The organism is Roseiflexus castenholzii DSM 13941, assembly GCF_000017805.1.
GTDB classification, from domain to species: Bacteria; Chloroflexota; Chloroflexia; order Chloroflexales; family Roseiflexaceae; genus Roseiflexus; species Roseiflexus castenholzii.
The window spans coordinates 4,303,388-4,323,722 of record NC_009767.1 but is presented as its reverse complement, the minus strand read 5'-3'; the positions used below and the strand labels follow the sequence as shown (position 1 = coordinate 4,323,722).

General features: G+C 55.1%; 7 protein-coding genes and 1 CRISPR repeat array (1 of these 8 only partly in view). Of the genes, 2 read left to right on the top strand and 5 right to left on the bottom strand.

Annotation, left to right across the window (positions count from 1 at the left end; all coding sequences use genetic code 11):
• Positions 1-112: 112 nt before the first annotated feature.
• On the bottom strand, positions 113-1,141 hold the full coding sequence (locus tag RCAS_RS17100) for a dipeptidase (RefSeq protein ID WP_012121787.1): 1,029 nt from the start codon (positions 1,139-1,141) through the stop codon (positions 113-115).
• Between the two features lie 70 nt (positions 1,142-1,211).
• On the opposite strand from RCAS_RS17100, the gene RCAS_RS17095 reads away from it, so the two are divergent.
• A complete protein-coding gene (locus tag RCAS_RS17095; protein ID WP_012121786.1) occupies positions 1,212-1,553 on the top strand; it encodes a putative signal transducing protein in 342 nt (113 codons plus the stop codon).
• A 30-nt stretch (positions 1,554-1,583) separates the two neighbouring features.
• On the opposite strand, the gene RCAS_RS17090 is transcribed toward RCAS_RS17095, so the two are convergent.
• Genes RCAS_RS17090 through RCAS_RS17075 form a run of 4 tightly spaced genes read right to left on the bottom strand, consistent with a single transcriptional unit; the run spans position 1,584 to position 8,623 of the window.
• The gene (locus RCAS_RS17090; RefSeq protein ID WP_012121785.1) at positions 1,584-2,390 is read right to left on the bottom strand and encodes a hypothetical protein; all 807 of its coding nucleotides are present in this window, start codon (positions 2,388-2,390) and stop codon (positions 1,584-1,586) included.
• Between the two features lie 31 nt (positions 2,391-2,421).
• Complete coding sequence (locus RCAS_RS17085) at positions 2,422-5,124, bottom strand: two-component system response regulator (protein WP_012121784.1); 2,703 nt, start codon at positions 5,122-5,124, stop codon at positions 2,422-2,424.
• A gap of 59 nt (positions 5,125-5,183) precedes the next feature.
• On the bottom strand, positions 5,184-5,576 hold the full coding sequence (locus RCAS_RS17080) for a response regulator (protein ID WP_012121783.1): 393 nt from the start codon (positions 5,574-5,576) through the stop codon (positions 5,184-5,186).
• 20 nt (positions 5,577-5,596) lie between these two features.
• On the bottom strand, positions 5,597-8,623 hold the full coding sequence (locus RCAS_RS17075; RefSeq protein ID WP_232280051.1) for a response regulator: 3,027 nt from the start codon (positions 8,621-8,623) through the stop codon (positions 5,597-5,599).
• 358 nt (positions 8,624-8,981) lie between these two features.
• Between RCAS_RS17075 and hemW the strand changes: the two genes are divergently transcribed.
• Positions 8,982-10,175 (top strand): radical SAM family heme chaperone HemW, encoded by a 1,194-nt coding sequence (hemW, locus tag RCAS_RS17070; protein WP_041330997.1) that lies wholly within the window; start codon positions 8,982-8,984, stop codon positions 10,173-10,175.
• Between the two features lie 752 nt (positions 10,176-10,927).
• A CRISPR array of direct repeats spans positions 10,928-20,335; the repeat unit is 36 nt; unit sequence ATTTCAGTGCTCTTCTGCGAGCCGAAAAATCGGAAA (it continues 6,074 nt past the right edge of the window).

The window sequence follows — 20,335 nt, the reverse complement described above, 5'->3', positions numbered from 1 at the left end:
CACGTCGGTGCGCGAATGAGCGCTTTCATAGGGATGAGCAATTAACTTCCACCTTCCACATCTTCCTGTGCTCATCCTGCATTCTCTCGTGTCTTGATGACATTTCGATGAATCATGATCGCCATGTTTTTCGCAAGACGCGCAGCCAGTTTTCGTGCGCCAGTTTGCGCAGCGATGGCGCATCGAACCCGCGACGGCGCAATGTTTCCAGCAGACGTGGCAATCCGGCGGCATCTCCGAGATCATATGGCATCAGCGCGCCGTCGAAATCCGAACCGAAACCCACGCGATCAAGCCCCAGGCGCTCGACCAGGTAGATGACATGATTCGCCACGACGTCCAGCGACGTGTTCGCGTCACGCTGCCCATCCGGGCGAAGGAAGCCAACATGGAAATTGACCCCGACCATCCCATCCGACTCGCGGATTGCATCGAGTTGCCGGTCGGTCAGGTTGCGTGGCGATGGGCAGATTGTGTGCGCATTCGAGTGTGTGGCAACCAACGGCGCATCGCTCAACCGTGCCACATCCCAGAAACCGGCTTCATTCAGGTGAGAAAGGTCGATCAGAACGCCAAGACGATTGCACGCCCGAACCAGTTCACGTCCGGCATCGGTCAGACCGGGACCAATATCGGGGGTATGGGGGAAACGAAACGGTACGCCGTATCCATATGCATTTGGTCGACTCCAGACGATGCCAAGCGAACGGAGACCCGCCTGATACAACACTTCGAGCGTATGAAACTCAGTATCGATGGGATCGGCGCCCTCCAGGTGCAGGATGGCGCTCAGGGTATCGGTCTGAAGTCCGTACTCGATTTCGCTGACCGTGCGCGCAACGCAAACCTGCCCGGCGGATTGGGATTCGATGCGAAAGAGGAGCGCCGCCATGCCCAGTGTGGTTTGGAGCGCGTAGGCGTAGGGCAGCGGATCGGGCAGGATGCCATCATCGGGCGATGACGCATGGGTTGGCGGCGGAACAAAGACTGCGAAGAAACCGCCGGCAAAACCGCCTGTGCGGGCGCGTGACAGATCGAGGTGTCCGTGTGGTGATGAAAAGAATGAGTCGTTGTGTTCTGCGGTGTAGAGACGCAGTAAAGTGTCATTATGACCATCGAAGACTGGCAGTGCTGATGTCACGCAATCTCACTTTCTTGCCGACGCGGTTCAGGGCGGATGAAATCCTTATACCTATTGTACAATACCCTGTATGAGCGATGACGTATTACGCTGGTTGCCGGCTGCACCGCAGGGCACGACCGGAGAGCGCACCGGCGGCGACGGCAATGGCGTTGGTCCGGTTTGCGTCGCCGAGGTCGAAGGGATGATACGCGCGCACATTATCCGTTCGTACCTGGAGGATGCGGGCATACCGGCGCACCTCGCAGGTGAAGCCGTTGCCGGCGTCTACGGACTGTTGCATGGTCCCCTCAGCATCGTCAAGGTGTATGTGCCGGCGGCGTTTGCTGACGATGCGCGCGATCTGCTGGCAGACCTCGATTTTGGCGCCGAGGGGGAACCGGAGGCGCCTGCGGATGAAGGTTCGTGCTGAGACGTACAAACCCCGGCGCACCGCCGTAATCTATGGCTGACGCAGCAACATCAATCCCTGTGCGAAGAGCGCGATCTGCGCCAGGGCGAACCAGACCGCCAGGAGCGCCAGCAGCACCCGCGCTGCACTGAACCAGACGGGCGCCGCAGTGCGCAGCGCTGTCAGATCGGCTCTCAGATCGGCCAACAGCGTCTGATAGTGGTTGATCACCCGGCGCGCGTCGCGGAAACCGTCGTTGATTGCTGCGATGTTTTCGGCAACGGCTTCGGTATTCGTGCCAAGTTGGCGCAGGTTGGCGCCGGTGACCGCCAAGCGATCACGCATGTTGCTCAACGATGCGGGCAATGGATCGAGGCTGTCGGAAACCTGCTGGATCGCCTGATTGAGCGGCACATCTGGATTGTATGTATTGGCGCCGAGCAACCCGATTCGACCGATTGCCCCCAGCACAGTGTCGGCGACACGCGCCGTTTCGCGCGCTGATTCCAGCGTTTGCTGCGTGGAACGGATGGTGCGCGGGATCTCGACGCCGACCAGCGTGCCAATGCGGTCAAGGGTCGGCAACGTATCGCTGATCGCCTGCCCGGAACTGCGGATGGTCGTTTCAATGGCGATGATCGTTTCGGAGGCGTTGGTGAGCGATGCATCGGCAACGGTCAACCCATCGGCAGCGACGATCAGTGCCTGATCGAGATCGGCGATACGGCTATTTATGGCCTCTTCTGCCGCACCGATCGCCGGCAGCCCGATGAAGAATCCGGCCAGGCTAATAACCAGCCCCACACATCCGGCGCCGATGAGCAAGAACCCCACGGTTCTCCGCAAAAGTCGTTTCATCGAATCCCCTATCCCTGATCCCTGCCCCCTATCATGCGGCATCGAGCAGAGCAGTAGCCGCCGCCGGTTCAAGCGCTCGCGCGAAGAGCCAGCCCTGCCCATACGGGCAGGACATCGAACGCAGGCGCGCCAGTTGTTCCTCGGTTTCGGCGCCTTCAGCGATGACGGTCATTCCCAGGGAATGCGCCAGTGCAATGATGGTGCGAACGATCTCTGCATTTTCGTGGCTGTGGTGAATCTGGCTGATAAACGAGCGATCAATCTTGATCGTCCCGATAGGAAAGCGATGCAGATAGCTGAGCGACGAGTAGCCGGCGCCAAAATCATCGATGCAAATCTGCGCTCCGAGAGAGCGCAGGTGCATCAGCGCCCGGCTGGCGATGTCACCGTGTTCGATGATCGCCGTCTCGGTGATTTCGAGGTGAAGGGAGCCTGCATCGAGATGGTATGCGTTGAGCAACGCGATGGTGTCATCGACAAGGTGCGGATCGGCGATCTGGCGAGGTGAAAGATTGATGTGCATGGTGATCGTTCGTGCCGGATGCCGTTGTCTCCACTCGCTCAATTGGCGACATGCTTCGCGCAGCACCATCTGACCAATCGGGACGATCAAGCCGGTCTCTTCAGCCACGTCGATGAACTCGGTTGGACTAATGATACCGCGGTGCGGATGCCGCCAGCGGAGCAATGCCTCGAACCCGACGGTCTGCTGTGTGTTGAGTTCGACGATCGGTTGATAGACGACGAAAAACTCGTTGCGTTCGACGCCGCGGCGCAGATCGGTCTCAATCTGCAAGCGATGGCGGGCGCGGTCGTGCATTGCGGAGTGAAAGACGGCATAACGTGATCGTCCTTCCATCTTGGCGTGGTACATTGCCGTGTCTGCGTCGCGCAGCACATCGGCAGGCGAATGATAGCGCGTGCTGTCGTTGAGCGCAATACCGATGCTGGCGCTGCTGAACACCTCATGTCCCGCGAGATGGAACGGTTCTTCGAGCAGGCGCAGGATGCGTTCCGCCACCGTCAGCGCCGCCTGTGGTTCGCTCAAATCTTCGAGGAGCACGGCGAACTCGTCACCGCCGAGACGCGCCAGCGTGTCGCCAGGTCGCAGGCAGCGTTCGAGGCGTCGCGCAATGGCAATGAGCAATTGATCGCCAACCACGTGACCGAGGCTGTCATTAATGAGTTTGAACCGATCAAGGTCGAGAAAGAGAACCGCAAATGGGGATGAAGCGCCGCGCCGGGTGCGCGCAACGACGTGCTCCAATCGGTCCATAAAGCACGAACGGTTGGCGAGTCCGGTCAGGCTGTCGTGCAATGCCTCGTGCAGCAGACGTTGCTCTACCAGTTTGCGCGCGTTGATGTCGGTTTGCGATCCAACGATCCGCACTGCCTGTCCGCCGGCATTCCATACGGCAATGCCACGACAACTCATCCAGCGGTAGGCGCCATCGTGATGCCGCATACGATATTCGTATTCGAACCCGGAGATCAGGCGGTGGAGATGAGCAACCAGACGCACCTCCAATCCCTCGCGGTCATCGGGGTGGACGCGATCGAACCATTCGGATGGATCATTGCCGATCTCGTGGTCCTGGAAGCCAATCGATGCTTTCCAGCGTTGCGAAAAATAAATCTTGCCCGTCGTAAGATCCCAATCCCACAGACCGTCGTTGGCAGCCTGAGCCGCCAGCGCATAGCGTTCTTCGCTGGCGCGCAGCGCTTCAGCCGCCTGGCGCGTTATGGTTACGTCGCGAAACACCGCTACAGCGCCACTGATCGCTCCATCGAGGTCACGCAGTGGACGGGCAGTGACGCTCAACCAACGTTTGGCGGAGTCGGGTGACGCCAGCAGAAACTCGGCGCCATCGAGCGCCTCGCCACGAAGCGCAACCGCCAGCGGCAGGGTGTCGGGCGGGCAGGAAGTGTCATCGGCAAGCAGCAGCACAGACGCACGTGCCGTAGCCTGGGGCGTCAGATCGACGACGCGGTCGCCGAACAGATCGCGTGCCGCCGGATTGACGTGTAACAGCCGACCGTCGCCGTCAATCACAACAATCGCATCGCCGATGCTGTCGAGGATCGATTGCTGCGTCAGCATCTGCTGGCGCAGCGCTGCGGCGCTTTGCTCAGCAGCGGCGCTGCGTTCGGCAACTCGCTCTTCGAGCGTGGCATTCAGCCTGCGTAATTCTGCTTCCACGCGGTCGCGCTCGCGTTGCGAGCGCTCCAACGCATCGAGCGCCGTCAGCAGCGCCATATCAATCGTCGCTGGTGGAGTGGTCACAATCGCCGGTTCATCGGAGGTTTCGTGGTCGATGGTGCGCAGGCGCCGCTCCAGGTATGCGCGCTCGTGATCACGCAGCATCTTGCGCTCGAGCGAGGCATTCACCCGCGCGCGCAAGAGCACATCGTTGAACGGTTTGAACAGATAATCGTCGGCGCCGAGTTCGATGCACTGAGCAACCATATCCAGGTCGTGCACCCCAGAAACGACGATAACCGGCGTGTGATAGATAACGTTCTGCTGGCGCAACTGCTCCAGCACCTCGATGCCGTTCATATCGGGCATCATCAGATCGAGCAGCACCAGATCGAATGACTGCTGCGAGAGCAGGTCTAGTGCTTCTCGCCCGCCCGTAGCGACGCTTGTCTGATGCCCCTGACTCGTGAGCAGGCGCACCAGGAGATGACGAATGTAGTCGTGGTCATCGACGACCAGAATGCGTGACGGCATGAACGTTGTAGTGCAGCTAATGCGCCGATCATCGTCCAGTGTCGGAGACGATGGCACGGTCAGGCGGCGGTTTCGCGCTGTCGGGCGCCTGTGGACAGAAGTTTCTCGATTTTTCGGATCAGACGGTCAAAGTCGATTGGTTTGGCTTCGAAGTCGTCGCAGCCGATGTTCAAGGCGCGATACCGGTCATCGCTGAGCGCGTAGGCGGTGAGGGCGATGATCGGAATGTTGCGCGTCTCGGGACGCTTTTTGATCCGCTCGGTCACCTGCCAGCCATTCAGGATTGGCAATCCCATATCCATGAGGATCAGGTCGGGCGCTTCATTGACCGATGCCAGAAGAGCGCGGACGCCATCTTCGGCGAAGATCGTGTCATATCCTGCCATATTCAATCGGCGCGCCAGCAGTTCGCGGATGGCGGCGTCGTCTTCCACAATCAGAATGCGAGTCATTGCTGGCTGTCCTCCATGGGTTACAGTTGCGCATACGTAGCAACAGCAGTGCGTACTTCGTGAACAAAATCGTCGCAATGAAACGTTCCCTTGTGCAGGATACGAATCGCCGACCGGTGGAGATGGTCGCGCTCGTCGGGTGTCAATTCTTTTGCAGTGACGATAATCATTGGAACCGAACATCCATTGGGGAGCAGACGTAGCGCCTCGATAAACTGTATACCATCCATGCCAGGGAGCATGAGATCGAGCACAATGCTATCCGGCATGCTGGTTTTGCACTGCTCCAGCGCAGTCTGTCCGTCTGACGCTTCGAGAATCGTCCAGTCCGAATGCTCACGAGCCAGTGCGCGGCGCAGGTACTCGCGCACGGCATCGTCATCCTCGATGATCAACACCCGTCTTTCACCTGTATCGGTGAGGGTCGCTCGTTTGTCGAGCAACAGACGTATCCGGCGCTCCAGGCGATCAAGATCGGTTGGCTTACTCAGTATTTCAGCGGCGCCCAACAATGCTCCGCTCCTTGTATCATCTGCTATCGTAAGTAGTATAACAGGGATTGCGGCGGTTTCGCTCGACGCTTTCAGTTCGCGTAACACCGTCCAGCCATCGATCGCGGGCATCAGGATGTCCAGGATAATCAGGTCGGGCATGAGGAGCCGCGCCAGTTCCAGCCCGCTTGCTCCATCGGCAGCGGTTTCAATATGGAGATCGTGACGTTCCAGCATGCGCGGCAGCAGATCGCGGACAGACGGATCATCGTCGATCAGCAGGATCAGGCGTTTGCGTTCCTGGTGGCGTGTCGTGTCCGGCGCTGATGCCGTTAACACTTCACCCTCGCTCAATTCTGGCGCAGGCTCGGCAACCTGCGCCGGGTTTTCGGGAAGGGTGACAACAAACGTCGTTCCAACGCCGGGTTTGCTGGTGACGGTTATATCACCACCAAGCATACGGACCAGGTGACGGCTCAATGCCAGTCCCAGTCCTGTACCGCCGTATTTGCGCATTGTGGTTGGGTCTGCCTGAGTGAATTCCTGGAACAGACGAGCCATCTGATCATCCGTCATACCGATCCCGGTATCGCTGATGGTAAAGACGATTCTGGCAGAGTGACCATTGACATGAACTGTGCTCTCCAGGGCGCTGCGTGCAATGGTGACGGTTACGACGCCGTCTTCGGTGAACTTGCAGGCGTTGTGCACCAGGTTGTACAGCACCTGTCGCACGCGCACATCGTCGGAGTGCATCACTCCAACGGTCGGATCGATGGTCAGGATCAGCGTATTGCGGCGGGTCTGCGCCAACAGATCCATGCTTGCCACCACCTCCTCGGCAAGCGCGGGCACTGAAAAGGGCGCAATATGAATCTCCATACGACCGGCTTCAATCTTCGAGAGATCGAGCAGGTCGTTGATGATCGCCAGCAGATGTTTGCCCGCATTGCGCACGCGCGTAATATCGTCTCTGATGCGATTGAACTCGCCCTGCTGCGTTGCCAGGGTGATCAGGTCGGCATAGCCGATAATGGTTGTCAACGGGGTACGGAGTTCGTGGCTCATGTTGGCGAGGAAGCGACTCTTCGCGCGACTCGCCTCTTCCGCCCAGTCTCTAGCATTGCGGAGCGCCTCCTCCGTCTGTTTGCGTTCGGTGATGTTGTGCGCCACGACCTGCCACACCGATGCGCCGTCGGCGACGAATGGCGCAGCGATCAGGTCCAATGTCACCGTTTGCCCATTAGAAAGAGTCAGATCACGTTCGTAGCGAATGGCGCCATCGTCTGTTTTGTTGTGCAGCGCCGTAGGGAGGAATGGCGCTGCGGGCGAACCGATCAGGCGTGACGAATCGGCGTAACCGAGCAGGCGCGCCCCAGCCGGATTGATGTAGATGATCTGCTCGTTGTCATGCACAATGATTGCTTCGGGAGAGATTTCGACCAGCTGCCGATAGCGCGCCTCGCTCTGGATCAGGCGTTGAGCAGACTGCGCCAGATCGTTGAGCATGCGGTTGATAGCATCGCCTAGTTGGGAGATTTCATCGTTTCCGCTCAGCGCAACGCGCTCCTGATGGTTGCCGACACGCCCGATTTGCGCCACCTGCGTGCTGAGCGAAATGATGCGCGCCAGAATCCGGCGCTCGATCAGCGTCAGGATCACCGCAGCAAAGGCGCCGGTCACCAGCAGCAGAATCAATAGATAGTACCGCGAGGCGGACAGACCATACTGGAGAATGTCACGTGGCATATCGATTCGCAACACGATCCCCTTGCCGCCGCGCAGATCGTCGATTTGCGCATACCCGGCGATGTGGTCGTCGGCGAAAGAGAGCGGGCGGACGACGATAGGAGTGTCGTCGTTCATCAACCGGCGTGCGAGCGTCACGTCGGGAGCGGCGGAAGCGTCGTTTACCAGGAACAGCGACAGACTATAGCCGATGATATTGCTCATCCGCTCTATTTCTGCTGCATCGAAGTCGCGTCCCATAATCAGAACGCCGCGCGGCGGTCCACTTCCGGCGCTCGTCAGGATCGGATGCGCAGCGATCAGCATTGGTTGGTCATTGACCACAATCACGCCGCTGATCCCTTCGTTTCGTGCGGCAACCTGAAGAAACAGAGCATTCGCGCCATCGAACGACGTCAGATCGGCGGGGATCGGCAATGTCTGCCCATCGATACTACTCTGCCGACGGGTATAGACAATGTCGCCGGAGGGAGTAACGAAGGCGACATACGAAATGCGCGTGTTGATCAGCGCGTCGGTTGTCATATGGGTGTCGATGTAATCGAGATCGCGCTGCATGGCAAATTCATAGGTCGCGTCCCATGCCGCGTAGTCTTTGGTATTGCCGTACAGCGCATCGATCTCATTGCGCAGCGTTCTGAGCGTCTGCTGCATGGTATTCCGAACGCTGCGCTCTTCGAGTTCACGGAAACTTCGCCCGATGATAAACTCGGATGCGAGGACCTGTAATGCCAGCAGTGCTGTCAGGGCGGCAGCAACGGCTTTGAGCGTCGTCGCGCGTAGCGATGTCATTCGATCATGGAACACTATCGGTTTCTTTCGCAAAAAACGCACCGTTGTTCACGAAGTATAGTGTACAATACCATCATTACCTGTGTGAAACACATTCATGCGATCCAGGATCGTAGCACTCGGCTGCGCGAGCCTCTAGCCTGCGCGATGTCACATCCACGTGATCGTAAGGTCGCGCGTGATAGGCAGACGACAAAACCTGCTTTTGAGGAAAGCGTCGAATGTTCGGAAAAACTTCGATGGTAAAGATTTTCTTCACTTTATGTATTCGTAGAAGATCATCACGCGATAGCCTATGCTGCCATCGATCATCAGTTTATCACCCGCACGGCCAGGCATATTGCTGGCGAATGAATGGCGTCGAAGACCAGACGTGCGCCACCTCTACATCCATATTCCCTTTTGCCATCGGCGTTGCGCCTACTGCGACTTCAACACCTACGCCAACATGGAGGATCGTATGGAGGCGTATGTGGCGACGCTCTGTGCAGAGTTGCGCTCACTGGCGCATCCGCAGCGCACCATTTCCCCGGCGCTCCCGCTAACTGCCGACCTGACACGCGCGATGCTGCGTCCAACGATTTTTTTGGGCGGCGGTACGCCGAGTATGCTCCCAGAGGCGCTGATGGAGCGGACGCTCGCCGCCGCTGATGGCGTGATTCCGCTCCGCGAAGCTGAGGTGACCGTCGAGTGCAATCCGGGGACGGTGCTGAGGCGCGACTATCTGCGCGCCCTGCGCGCTATGGGAGTCAACCGGATAAGTCTGGGGGTGCAGAGCCTCCACGATCCAACGTTGCGGGTTCTGGGGCGTATTCATACGGCTGCGGAAGCGTATGCGTCGTTCAACGATGCGCGCGCTGCCGGGTTCAAGAGCATCAACCTGGATTTCATCTTTGGACTGCCGGGTCAGACGATTGCGCAGTGGGAGGAGACGTTGCGCGAGATTGTGTCCTGGGGCGCCGATCATTTTGCGCTCTACTCGCTGATCCTGGAGGAACGCACGCCGCTCTATGCGCAGGTGAGCAGCGGACGGGTTTGTGTTCCTGATGATGATGCGACCGGTGCTATGTACGAACTGGCCACCGAACACTTTGCCGTTGCCGGGTATGTCCAGTACGAAATCAGTAACTGGGCGCGCAGCGATGACCCTGCTGCTCCTGTGCCATCCCATGCCTGCCATCACAACCTGGCATACTGGCTGAATGCCGATTACCTGGCGGCAGGCGCGGGCGCGCATGGTCATCTGTACCCGCATCGGTATGTCGATGTAGCGGGCATCGACGATTACATTACTCGTGTGCGCGCCGGCAACCTGCCGGTTGCCGAAGTGATCGACCTGACTCCTCGTGATCTGGCGGCGGAAACCATTTTCATGGGGCTGCGCCTGAATGCGGGCGTCAGCTTCGCGCACTTCCGCGACCGGTGTGGCGTGGAGATGGACGCTATCTTTGGAGCGGAACTGGGGGATCTGGCAGAACAGGGTCTGATCGAGCGCACTGAACGTGGCGTGCGGCTAACCGATCGCGGACGAATGCTCGGAAATCGGGTGTTCGAGCGATTTGTGTGAAGCGGTTTCTCTCTTCCTCTCACGAGCGGCGTTTTTCAAGCATGATCTGCACCCGCGTGGGCGCAGCGCCCTGAGACAGGAGATGCGCAGACCCGCAGTTTGTTGCCTGGGGCGCCTGGAAAATAGAACCATCTGGCCGCGCCCTGAGACGGAAGGATGCATAGACTCAGCGCCAGCCTCGCGCAGAGGAGGTTGCGAGTGCGGGCGTGCTGCTCGCGCTCCCGGCGCGTGATCTATCTCTGCACATGCGTGGCTTCTGAGTGTGGTCGTGAACGCCCGCGCGGGTGCTTCTGCGAGCCAAACAATCGGAAATCGCCCCTTCTCCTGCGTGTGGGGGGCCAACCGGTCTCCTTGTGTCGTGAGCCTGCATTTATGCAGGATTATCGAGATTACATTCGCGCCGTAAAGGTTGCCAACCGGTCTCCTTGTGTTGTGAGCCTGCATTATCCCTTTCCCCGCGTGCGGGGGTTGCCCGCTGCCGCCGGTATATGTCTCGCCGGTGAGCCTCCTTTCCCCCGTGTATGGGGGGTTGCCGAGGAGAACGAGGAGGATTACCCGTTTTGACAACCCTTCCCCCCGCGTGCGGGGGGTTGCTCCTTCGCAATCTCCCTCATTCTGCGCCCGACCTCGGCAAGTTGCCCCCCTTACCCGGTGCAGCGCCGAACCGCCGCTCGTGCCATGCGCATTCTGCGCCCGACCTCGGCAAGTTGCCCCCCTTACCCCCCTTACCCCCCCGCGTGCGGGAGATTAGGGGGGCAGTGCTCTTCTGCGAGCCGAAAAATCGGAAACACGTTTTGCATATTGACGGCGGTCCAATTGCGACCTATTTCAGTGCTCTTCTGCGAGCCGAAAAATCGGAAACTTTGGCGCTTGTCGCGCGCTTATTCCCGCGTTCCCTGAATTTCAGTGCTCTTCTGCGAGCCGAAAAATCGGAAACGTATCGATGAGCGAAACGATCTTCTGCTCTGATAACATTTCAGTGCTCTTCTGCGAGCCGAAAAATCGGAAACCGGCGGCGTGACGCTCCACCCCCAGCGACCAACCAATTTCAGTGCTCTTCTGCGAGCCGAAAAATCGGAAACCTTGCGCGGGTGCAAGATGGTGAGAATAGGTCATTGATATTTCAGTGCTCTTCTGCGAGCCGAAAAATCGGAAACCCGGCGACGTAATTGAAAGGATGGCCCTCTCTGAAATATTTCAGTGCTCTTCTGCGAGCCGAAAAATCGGAAACCCGCGCGCGGGCGCGCGAGCGCGATCTGTTTTGCCGATTTCAGTGCTCTTCTGCGAGCCGAAAAATCGGAAACCGCACATAGTCAAGCAGACAGCATGATCTACTGTATATTTCAGTGCTCTTCTGCGAGCCGAAAAATCGGAAACCTATGATGTACTCTTCCCCAGGCTCAACGATCTGATATTTCAGTGCTCTTCTGCGAGCCGAAAAATCGGAAACCGTCACGGCAATACCAGCCGGGGTCGCCGTCATAATTTCAGTGCTCTTCTGCGAGCCGAAAAATCGGAAACTGAATGCAATCCTTGCGTGTCATTCCGAGCTCTACGAGATTTCAGTGCTCTTCTGCGAGCCGAAAAATCGGAAACTCAATCAAGCCGCGTGTCTGCGCGTCGCGCAATAAATATTTCAGTGCTCTTCTGCGAGCCGAAAAATCGGAAACTTTGAACGCAAACGCTCGGCCGAAGGAATAATTGTATTTCAGTGCTCTTCTGCGAGCCGAAAAATCGGAAACGTAATCAGACATTTGTCGCGCCGATACCGGCATCACAAAGATTTCAGTGCTCTTCTGCGAGCCGAAAAATCGGAAACGCGCCATCAACGCATCGCTGTGTCCGCCGCCGCCTGTGATTTCAGTGCTCTTCTGCGAGCCGAAAAATCGGAAACACGAGCGGGGCTCTGCGTGGTTTTTGAGCACCCCGCGATTTCAGTGCTCTTCTGCGAGCCGAAAAATCGGAAAGTCATCCCATCCATACGACCACCACGAATCGGGAAATTTCAGTGCTCTTCTGCGAGCCGAAAAATCGGAAAGCGAGAAAATCGCACCGTCACGACGCTACAACAGCACCGATTTCAGTGCTCTTCTGCGAGCCGAAAAATCGGAAAGGCCGTCGCCCGCGCGTGGCGCGCCAGCGCGGGCGGAAATTTCAGTGCTCTTCTGCGAGCCGAAAAATCGGAAATCACTTGAGGACGTGAGGCAACTCGCGCTCGACCTATTTCAGTGCTCTTCTGCGAGCCGAAAAATCGGAAAGCGTTAGCGCGGCTTTTTGGCGGCGCGCCATGACGTATTTCAGTGCTCTTCTGCGAGCCGAAAAATCGGAAAGGTGCAAGCATGCGCATTGCTACGCTCAAATAGTATTATTTCAGTGCTCTTCTGCGAGCCGAAAAATCGGAAATGTTGTCGTAAAACAACAAGAAGAAAATCTTAGGGTATTTCAGTGCTCTTCTGCGAGCCGAAAAATCGGAAAGCGGACATCGAGGTTTGGATCAAGGAAAAAGGGAATTTCAGTGCTCTTCTGCGAGCCGAAAAATCGGAAAGCAGGAAACATCGGTGCGACCCACCCTTGAGTTTCAATTTCAGTGCTCTTCTGCGAGCCGAAAAATCGGAAATCTTTATAGCAGTAACTTCTTTTCGTATGCTCTTAGATTTCAGTGCTCTTCTGCGAGCCGAAAAATCGGAAAGGCAAAATCGAACCGATTGTGAACCGTCTCGGACAGAATTTCAGTGCTCTTCTGCGAGCCGAAAAATCGGAAAGCATCTCGCCGCCGTACACCAATGAAGGTAAGTACGGATTTCAGTGCTCTTCTGCGAGCCGAAAAATCGGAAAGACGACCACCGATCGGGGTTGGCGCGTGGTTGTCCATGATTTCAGTGCTCTTCTGCGAGCCGAAAAATCGGAAACACACAGAGCAGACAGGCGAATTGGCGACAATCTTGATTTCAGTGCTCTTCTGCGAGCCGAAAAATCGGAAAGAAAGAAAAAACTTTTGGAGGCGTCTCGATCTGAAGATTTCAGTGCTCTTCTGCGAGCCGAAAAATCGGAAAGAGTGCGCGGCGCGCAACGCTCGGCGGCGCGTAACGCCATTTCAGTGCTCTTCTGCGAGCCGAAAAATCGGAAAGCAAACTCGCCGGGGCGCTTGTTGTAACCCGAACCGTATTTCAGTGCTCTTCTGCGAGCCGAAAAATCGGAAAGCCACTTGCGGCGAGAGCGATCGATTGGCGATGAGATATTTCAGTGCTCTTCTGCGAGCCGAAAAATCGGAAATTCTATCGACCAAGGAGAAGATGACATCCCTTCCGATTTCAGTGCTCTTCTGCGAGCCGAAAAATCGGAAAGGCTACCGTTCCTCCTGATAATTTCCCGAAACCTGCAATTTCAGTGCTCTTCTGCGAGCCGAAAAATCGGAAAGCGAGTCAGGTCTCGTGGAGCGACACGCAAGACAATCATTTCAGTGCTCTTCTGCGAGCCGAAAAATCGGAAATTCAACCCGTTTACACCGATTGCCAGGTTTGTACAATTTCAGTGCTCTTCTGCGAGCCGAAAAATCGGAAAGTTTACCAGTCCTTCTAAACCAATGCACGTTGTTTAACAATTTCAGTGCTCTTCTGCGAGCCGAAAAATCGGAAAGCTACAAAGGATATTTGTGTTATGTCTTGTGGTAAAGATTTCAGTGCTCTTCTGCGAGCCGAAAAATCGGAAAGGCTCCGCGATTGGGTGTCCGGTGCGGGTGAGTTCATATTTCAGTGCTCTTCTGCGAGCCGAAAAATCGGAAAGTCGGGATTGAATTACAATAACGCCCTGATTCTCGGATTTCAGTGCTCTTCTGCGAGCCGAAAAATCGGAAAGTTAATTGACTCTGTAAACTTTTTGCTCGGTCAAAAATTTCAGTGCTCTTCTGCGAGCCGAAAAATCGGAAAGCCGCGATATGGTTGATAAGCTTGTTTCGCTCGAAAAATTTCAGTGCTCTTCTGCGAGCCGAAAAATCGGAAAGTAATACAGGTTGATGCGCTGATTTTTGTCGACATATTTCAGTGCTCTTCTGCGAGCCGAAAAATCGGAAAGAAAGTGGCACTGTCTTGTTGCTGACACCACGTACAGATTTCAGTGCTCTTCTGCGAGCCGAAAAATCGGAAAGACGATGAACACAGTACGCTGCTACCGTGTTACTACGCATTTCAGTGCTCTTCTGCGAGCCGAAAAATCGGAAAATCACTATCGGATGCTGAGCGAAGCGATCAATTACGAATTTCAGTGCTCTTCTGCGAGCCGAAAAATCGGAAAGATTCGACATGTATCGCGCTCGACGTGAGCGAGAGGATTTCAGTGCTCTTCTGCGAGCCGAAAAATCGGAAAGCAACGTGTTGATGGGGATCAGCGTTGATGAGTATGACATTTCAGTGCTCTTCTGCGAGCCGAAAAATCGGAAAGACGACGCGCGCGCGCGCGTGGTTATCGAGCGCGATTTCAGTGCTCTTCTGCGAGCCGAAAAATCGGAAAAGTCAATCCATACGCTCCGCCGTACTTACCTTCATATTTCAGTGCTCTTCTGCGAGCCGAAAAATCGGAAAGAGACTGGGTGGAAAGAAGGCTGGCATGGCTGGACAATTTCAGTGCTCTTCTGCGAGCCGAAAAATCGGAAAGGAATCAACTACTCGCGTTCAGGCGCCAGTCATACGCATTTCAGTGCTCTTCTGCGAGCCGAAAAATCGGAAAGATGACGCGGCGTGATTGTGTCGATTATTTGACTCGTAGATTTCAGTGCTCTTCTGCGAGCCGAAAAATCGGAAAGTCCGGGGAGGGCGGGAGCGGCGACGGAGACGACCAATTTCAGTGCTCTTCTGCGAGCCGAAAAATCGGAAACTGGTAAATCTGACCCCCCACGCCGTCACGCTGCGATTTCAGTGCTCTTCTGCGAGCCGAAAAATCGGAAATCGGCGGTGGTCAATGGATTGACTTCCTGCGTTTGTATTTCAGTGCTCTTCTGCGAGCCGAAAAATCGGAAAGTCGTCGCCCGGAACATCACGCTCATAGCACACCGGATTTCAGTGCTCTTCTGCGAGCCGAAAAATCGGAAAGTGATATGCGAGCATCCAATCCGACGCGCGATCTCAATTTCAGTGCTCTTCTGCGAGCCGAAAAATCGGAAAGCAATCATCCTCGCAATGGCGCCAGCAGCATTGAGCAATTTCAGTGCTCTTCTGCGAGCCGAAAAATCGGAAAGAGGAGTTGTTCAGCGATCTCCGGCGCGCGGTTGAGATTTCAGTGCTCTTCTGCGAGCCGAAAAATCGGAAAGTGTTGCGCTCGCTGGATGACATCCAGGCGCTGCGATTTCAGTGCTCTTCTGCGAGCCGAAAAATCGGAAATACGATGCGCAGCGCCGCGCGACAAGACCGACCGGATTTCAGTGCTCTTCTGCGAGCCGAAAAATCGGAAAGCATCGAACGCGCGCATAGTCAAGCATACAACACCCAATTTCAGTGCTCTTCTGCGAGCCGAAAAATCGGAAATGCATATAACGCTCTACGCGCTTATCCGCGATGTGCATTTCAGTGCTCTTCTGCGAGCCGAAAAATCGGAAAGGTGACAACATGAGACGACAAGACGAAAAACGGAATTTCAGTGCTCTTCTGCGAGCCGAAAAATCGGAAATCCGGCATATCGAGAAGTCTTGACAAAACTGATCGAATTTCAGTGCTCTTCTGCGAGCCGAAAAATCGGAAAGCAATCGCCGACGACGCGACCGATGCGATTGCAATAATTTCAGTGCTCTTCTGCGAGCCGAAAAATCGGAAAACCGGCAGCCGGAACCGGCGCCGGGAAGCCGGGAAGGATTTCAGTGCTCTTCTGCGAGCCGAAAAATCGGAAAAAGCCTCCTTTCGCGCCCCCTCCTCACAGATGCCGAAATTTCAGTGCTCTTCTGCGAGCCGAAAAATCGGAAAGTCGGCGCAACAAGGCAATATCGAGCACCCGACCGGCGCATTTCAGTGCTCTTCTGCGAGCCGAAAAATCGGAAACGTTCGGATTACGAACTGTTTTGTGCGCGACGCTTGCATTTCAGTGCTCTTCTGCGAGCCGAAAAATCGGAAAGAGAGCGTCTGTGATGGTTGATGAAGGCGCTGACGAAATTTCAGTGCTCTTCTGCGAGCCGAAAAATCGGAAAGGATGTCACGTTTCTCACGCAAGCGTCGCATGCGTCGCATTTCAGTGCTCTTCTGCGAGCCGAAAAATCGGAAAATTTCGATGATGACGGGACGCGGCACATGTTCGACATTTCAGTGCTCTTCTGCGAGCCGAAAAATCGGAAAGGTATCGGATGGTGAGAGCGTCTGTGATGGTTGATGAATTTCAGTGCTCTTCTGCGAGCCGAAAAATCGGAAAGCGCAGCGATGGCGGCGTCGGGAACTGCCGCACAATCGGATTTCAGTGCTCTTCTGCGAGCCGAAAAATCGGAAAAAACGCTGCGTCTGCGGCGTGGAGCGCGATTGCGAGATTTCAGTGCTCTTCTGCGAGCCGAAAAATCGGAAAGATCATCGCGCCGACTTCCCTTCGCGCAACTTCCGACGGATTTCAGTGCTCTTCTGCGAGCCGAAAAATCGGAAACAGGCGCTGGAGAAGATGCCGCCGCAGGTCGTCGAAATTTCAGTGCTCTTCTGCGAGCCGAAAAATCGGAAACGCTAATAGGGCAATGGTAGTAGCAACAGGCATGGATTTCAGTGCTCTTCTGCGAGCCGAAAAATCGGAAATCCGTCCAGGCGCTGCGCGGCGCGGTTGTCGTCTATTTCAGTGCTCTTCTGCGAGCCGAAAAATCGGAAAGGTGGCGGAAGCCAGTCTCCGAGTATGAAGTGTAACAATTTCAGTGCTCTTCTGCGAGCCGAAAAATCGGAAACGCGTGAGTTTGCTCGCCTTTGCGTCGCCCACGAAGAATTTCAGTGCTCTTCTGCGAGCCGAAAAATCGGAAATGGCGCTAGCGCCAGGAAACCGGCCACAGTACTGATATTTCAGTGCTCTTCTGCGAGCCGAAAAATCGGAAAGGTCTCCGCGCAATCCTCGACGCCGACGCCCTCGGCATTTCAGTGCTCTTCTGCGAGCCGAAAAATCGGAAACAACTAGGTCGTACAGAATGCTTCTTTCCTTCAGGAATTTCAGTGCTCTTCTGCGAGCCGAAAAATCGGAAAGGCTCCGCGATTGGGTGTCCGGTGCGGGTGAGTTCATATTTCAGTGCTCTTCTGCGAGCCGAAAAATCGGAAAGGGCGGCGGTCAATGGATTGACTTCCTGCGCTTGTATTTCAGTGCTCTTCTGCGAGCCGAAAAATCGGAAAGTGATACCGGACGACGTTCTGGAGAGATGCTCGATAGCAATTTCAGTGCTCTTCTGCGAGCCGAAAAATCGGAAAGTGCGATTCTTCTCTATCGAGCAATTTCGAAAGGGAAAATTTCAGTGCTCTTCTGCGAGCCGAAAAATCGGAAATTCCCCATAAGGATACGTTGCAACAAGATAGTCAAATTTCAGTGCTCTTCTGCGAGCCGAAAAATCGGAAAGTTCCAGCCTGCCGCGCAAGCGTTTTGGCGGCAGGGATTTCAGTGCTCTTCTGCGAGCCGAAAAATCGGAAAGCTTGCCGTGTCCAACAACCCCGCCAGTGCTGATGCTCGAATTTCAGTGCTCTTCTGCGAGCCGAAAAATCGGAAAGTCACTCGATGTACCGGCATCCCCATATGACAGTCGATTTCAGTGCTCTTCTGCGAGCCGAAAAATCGGAAAACGCCGTGCGCAGCGCGCTGAACGCGGCGAAAAGCGATTTCAGTGCTCTTCTGCGAGCCGAAAAATCGGAAACTTACAACCTTACGAGTTGGAGAACGCTCTGGATCGCATTTCAGTGCTCTTCTGCGAGCCGAAAAATCGGAAAGTCAGGCTTGGTGCTGCCTGACGGTGCGCTTGACCGGATTTCAGTGCTCTTCTGCGAGCCGAAAAATCGGAAAGGATGAGACATTCGCGGCGAAAGCGACATTCGTTTCAATTTCAGTGCTCTTCTGCGAGCCGAAAAATCGGAAATTTAGGTCAATCCGGCGGCGTTGGAGAGGGAGCGACATTTCAGTGCTCTTCTGCGAGCCGAAAAATCGGAAAGTGAAACGGGGGGGGAATACTGTCAGCGGGTACAAGATTTCAGTGCTCTTCTGCGAGCCGAAAAATCGGAAACGAGCATATGTCGGGGTCTGTCCATACCACTTCGGGATTTCAGTGCTCTTCTGCGAGCCGAAAAATCGGAAATAACCCGGGTTGGCGACTGTGCTACGTCGAGATTGTATTTCAGTGCTCTTCTGCGAGCCGAAAAATCGGAAAGGTTCGATAAGGACCAGCAGATAACCGGACTACGAATATTTCAGTGCTCTTCTGCGAGCCGAAAAATCGGAAATTTGCGAGGTAAAGTTTTTCCAGGTATTGAACTTTATTTCAGTGCTCTTCTGCGAGCCGAAAAATCGGAAAGAAAAAAGTGGCCGGTATCGACCAAAGTTTTGTTCAATTTCAGTGCTCTTCTGCGAGCCGAAAAATCGGAAAGCAGCGCGCTGACCACCAGCGCCCGTCGGCGCTCGATTTCAGTGCTCTTCTGCGAGCCGAAAAATCGGAAATTATCCAATCCATGCCGTCCTCCATCAGGGAATGCATTTCAGTGCTCTTCTGCGAGCCGAAAAATCGGAAAGCCGATGCCGACATAGCGAAAATGGTGGTGAGAGGATTTCAGTGCTCTTCTGCGAGCCGAAAAATCGGAAAGTGGTTGAAGCCACAAGAGAGCGTCGAAATCAGAATATTTCAGTGCTCTTCTGCGAGCCGAAAAATCGGAAACTCGAAAACACGGTAAATAGAGCACGCTCGGATCGGATTTCAGTGCTCTTCTGCGAGCCGAAAAATCGGAAATCGCAGCGGTATTCCTTCCTTCGTGCGGAATGGCACATTTCAGTGCTCTTCTGCGAGCCGAAAAATCGGAAAGTATGTTGCCCTGAAACATATCGCAGACCGTCACATATTTCAGTGCTCTTCTGCGAGCCGAAAAATCGGAAAGCGAATTTCTGCGTACTCCGGCGTCGGCGTCGGAAGATTTCAGTGCTCTTCTGCGAGCCGAAAAATCGGAAACTGGTCGGTCAACGTGCAAGACATGGATCTGCCGAATTTCAGTGCTCTTCTGTGAGCCGAAAAATCGGAAAACGCCGGAGTACGCGGAAGTACGCAAAACCGCGGAAGATTTCAGTGCTCTTCTGCGAGCCGAAAAATCGGAAATCGCATGCAACAACGTATTATCAGGCGTATTATCGATTTCAGTGCTCTTCTGCGAGCCGAAAAATCGGAAACCACGCAGCGCCTGGATGGAGTCCAGAGACTGCACCAATTTCAGTGCTCTTCTGCGAGCCGAAAAATCGGAAACACAATGGAAGCGTGTCGCCGGTTTTTTTTGGGCAATTTCAGTGCTCTTCTGCGAGCCGAAAAATCGGAAATACACGGAGCTCGAAGGCTGGCGCGCTGTTCCTGCCGATTTCAGTGCTCTTCTGCGAGCCGAAAAATCGGAAAGATTGTAAAACCACAGTTTTCCCGCCAAAACAAAACTTCTATTTCAGTGCTCTTCTGCGAGCCGAAAAATCGGAAACCCCAGAGCATCAGGTCGCGCGTCAAGTCGCGAGATTTCAGTGCTCTTCTGCGAGCCGAAAAATCGGAAAGATTATCACGTTAGGAATATAAGATATATACGATTGGATTTCAGTGCTCTTCTGCGAGCCGAAAAATCGGAAATGAGGTGTACACTGTTCGCCTGTACAAGTCATATACATTTCAGTGCTCTTCTGCGAGCCGAAAAATCGGAAAGCTAAGACGCGCAGTCGCTCATCATCAAACTAGAAATTTCAGTGCTCTTCTGCGAGCCGAAAAATCGGAAAGCGGATGGTCCGGCGCTGCATTATTGGCGGGGTAAGAATTTCAGTGCTCTTCTGCGAGCCGAAAAATCGGAAAGCGCGGGCCCTTTGTAGTACCACGCATACGATCCCGAATTTCAGTGCTCTTCTGCGAGCCGAAAAATCGGAAAGACCAATCGCCTGTAATATTGTCAATTGACTGTAAGATTTCAGTGCTCTTCTGCGAGCCGAAAAATCGGAAAGCGACTATTTTC

Coding starts and splice junctions, on each gene's coding strand:
- RCAS_RS17095 (WP_012121786.1), top strand. CDS start 1,212: ATGAGCGATGACGTATTACGCTGGTTGCCGGCTGCACCGCAGGGCACG.
- RCAS_RS17090 (WP_012121785.1), bottom strand. CDS start 2,390: ATGAAACGACTTTTGCGGAGAACCGTGGGGTTCTTGCTCATCGGCGCC.
- RCAS_RS17085 (WP_012121784.1), bottom strand. CDS start 5,124: ATGCCGTCACGCATTCTGGTCGTCGATGACCACGACTACATTCGTCAT.
- RCAS_RS17080 (WP_012121783.1), bottom strand. CDS start 5,576: ATGACTCGCATTCTGATTGTGGAAGACGACGCCGCCATCCGCGAACTG.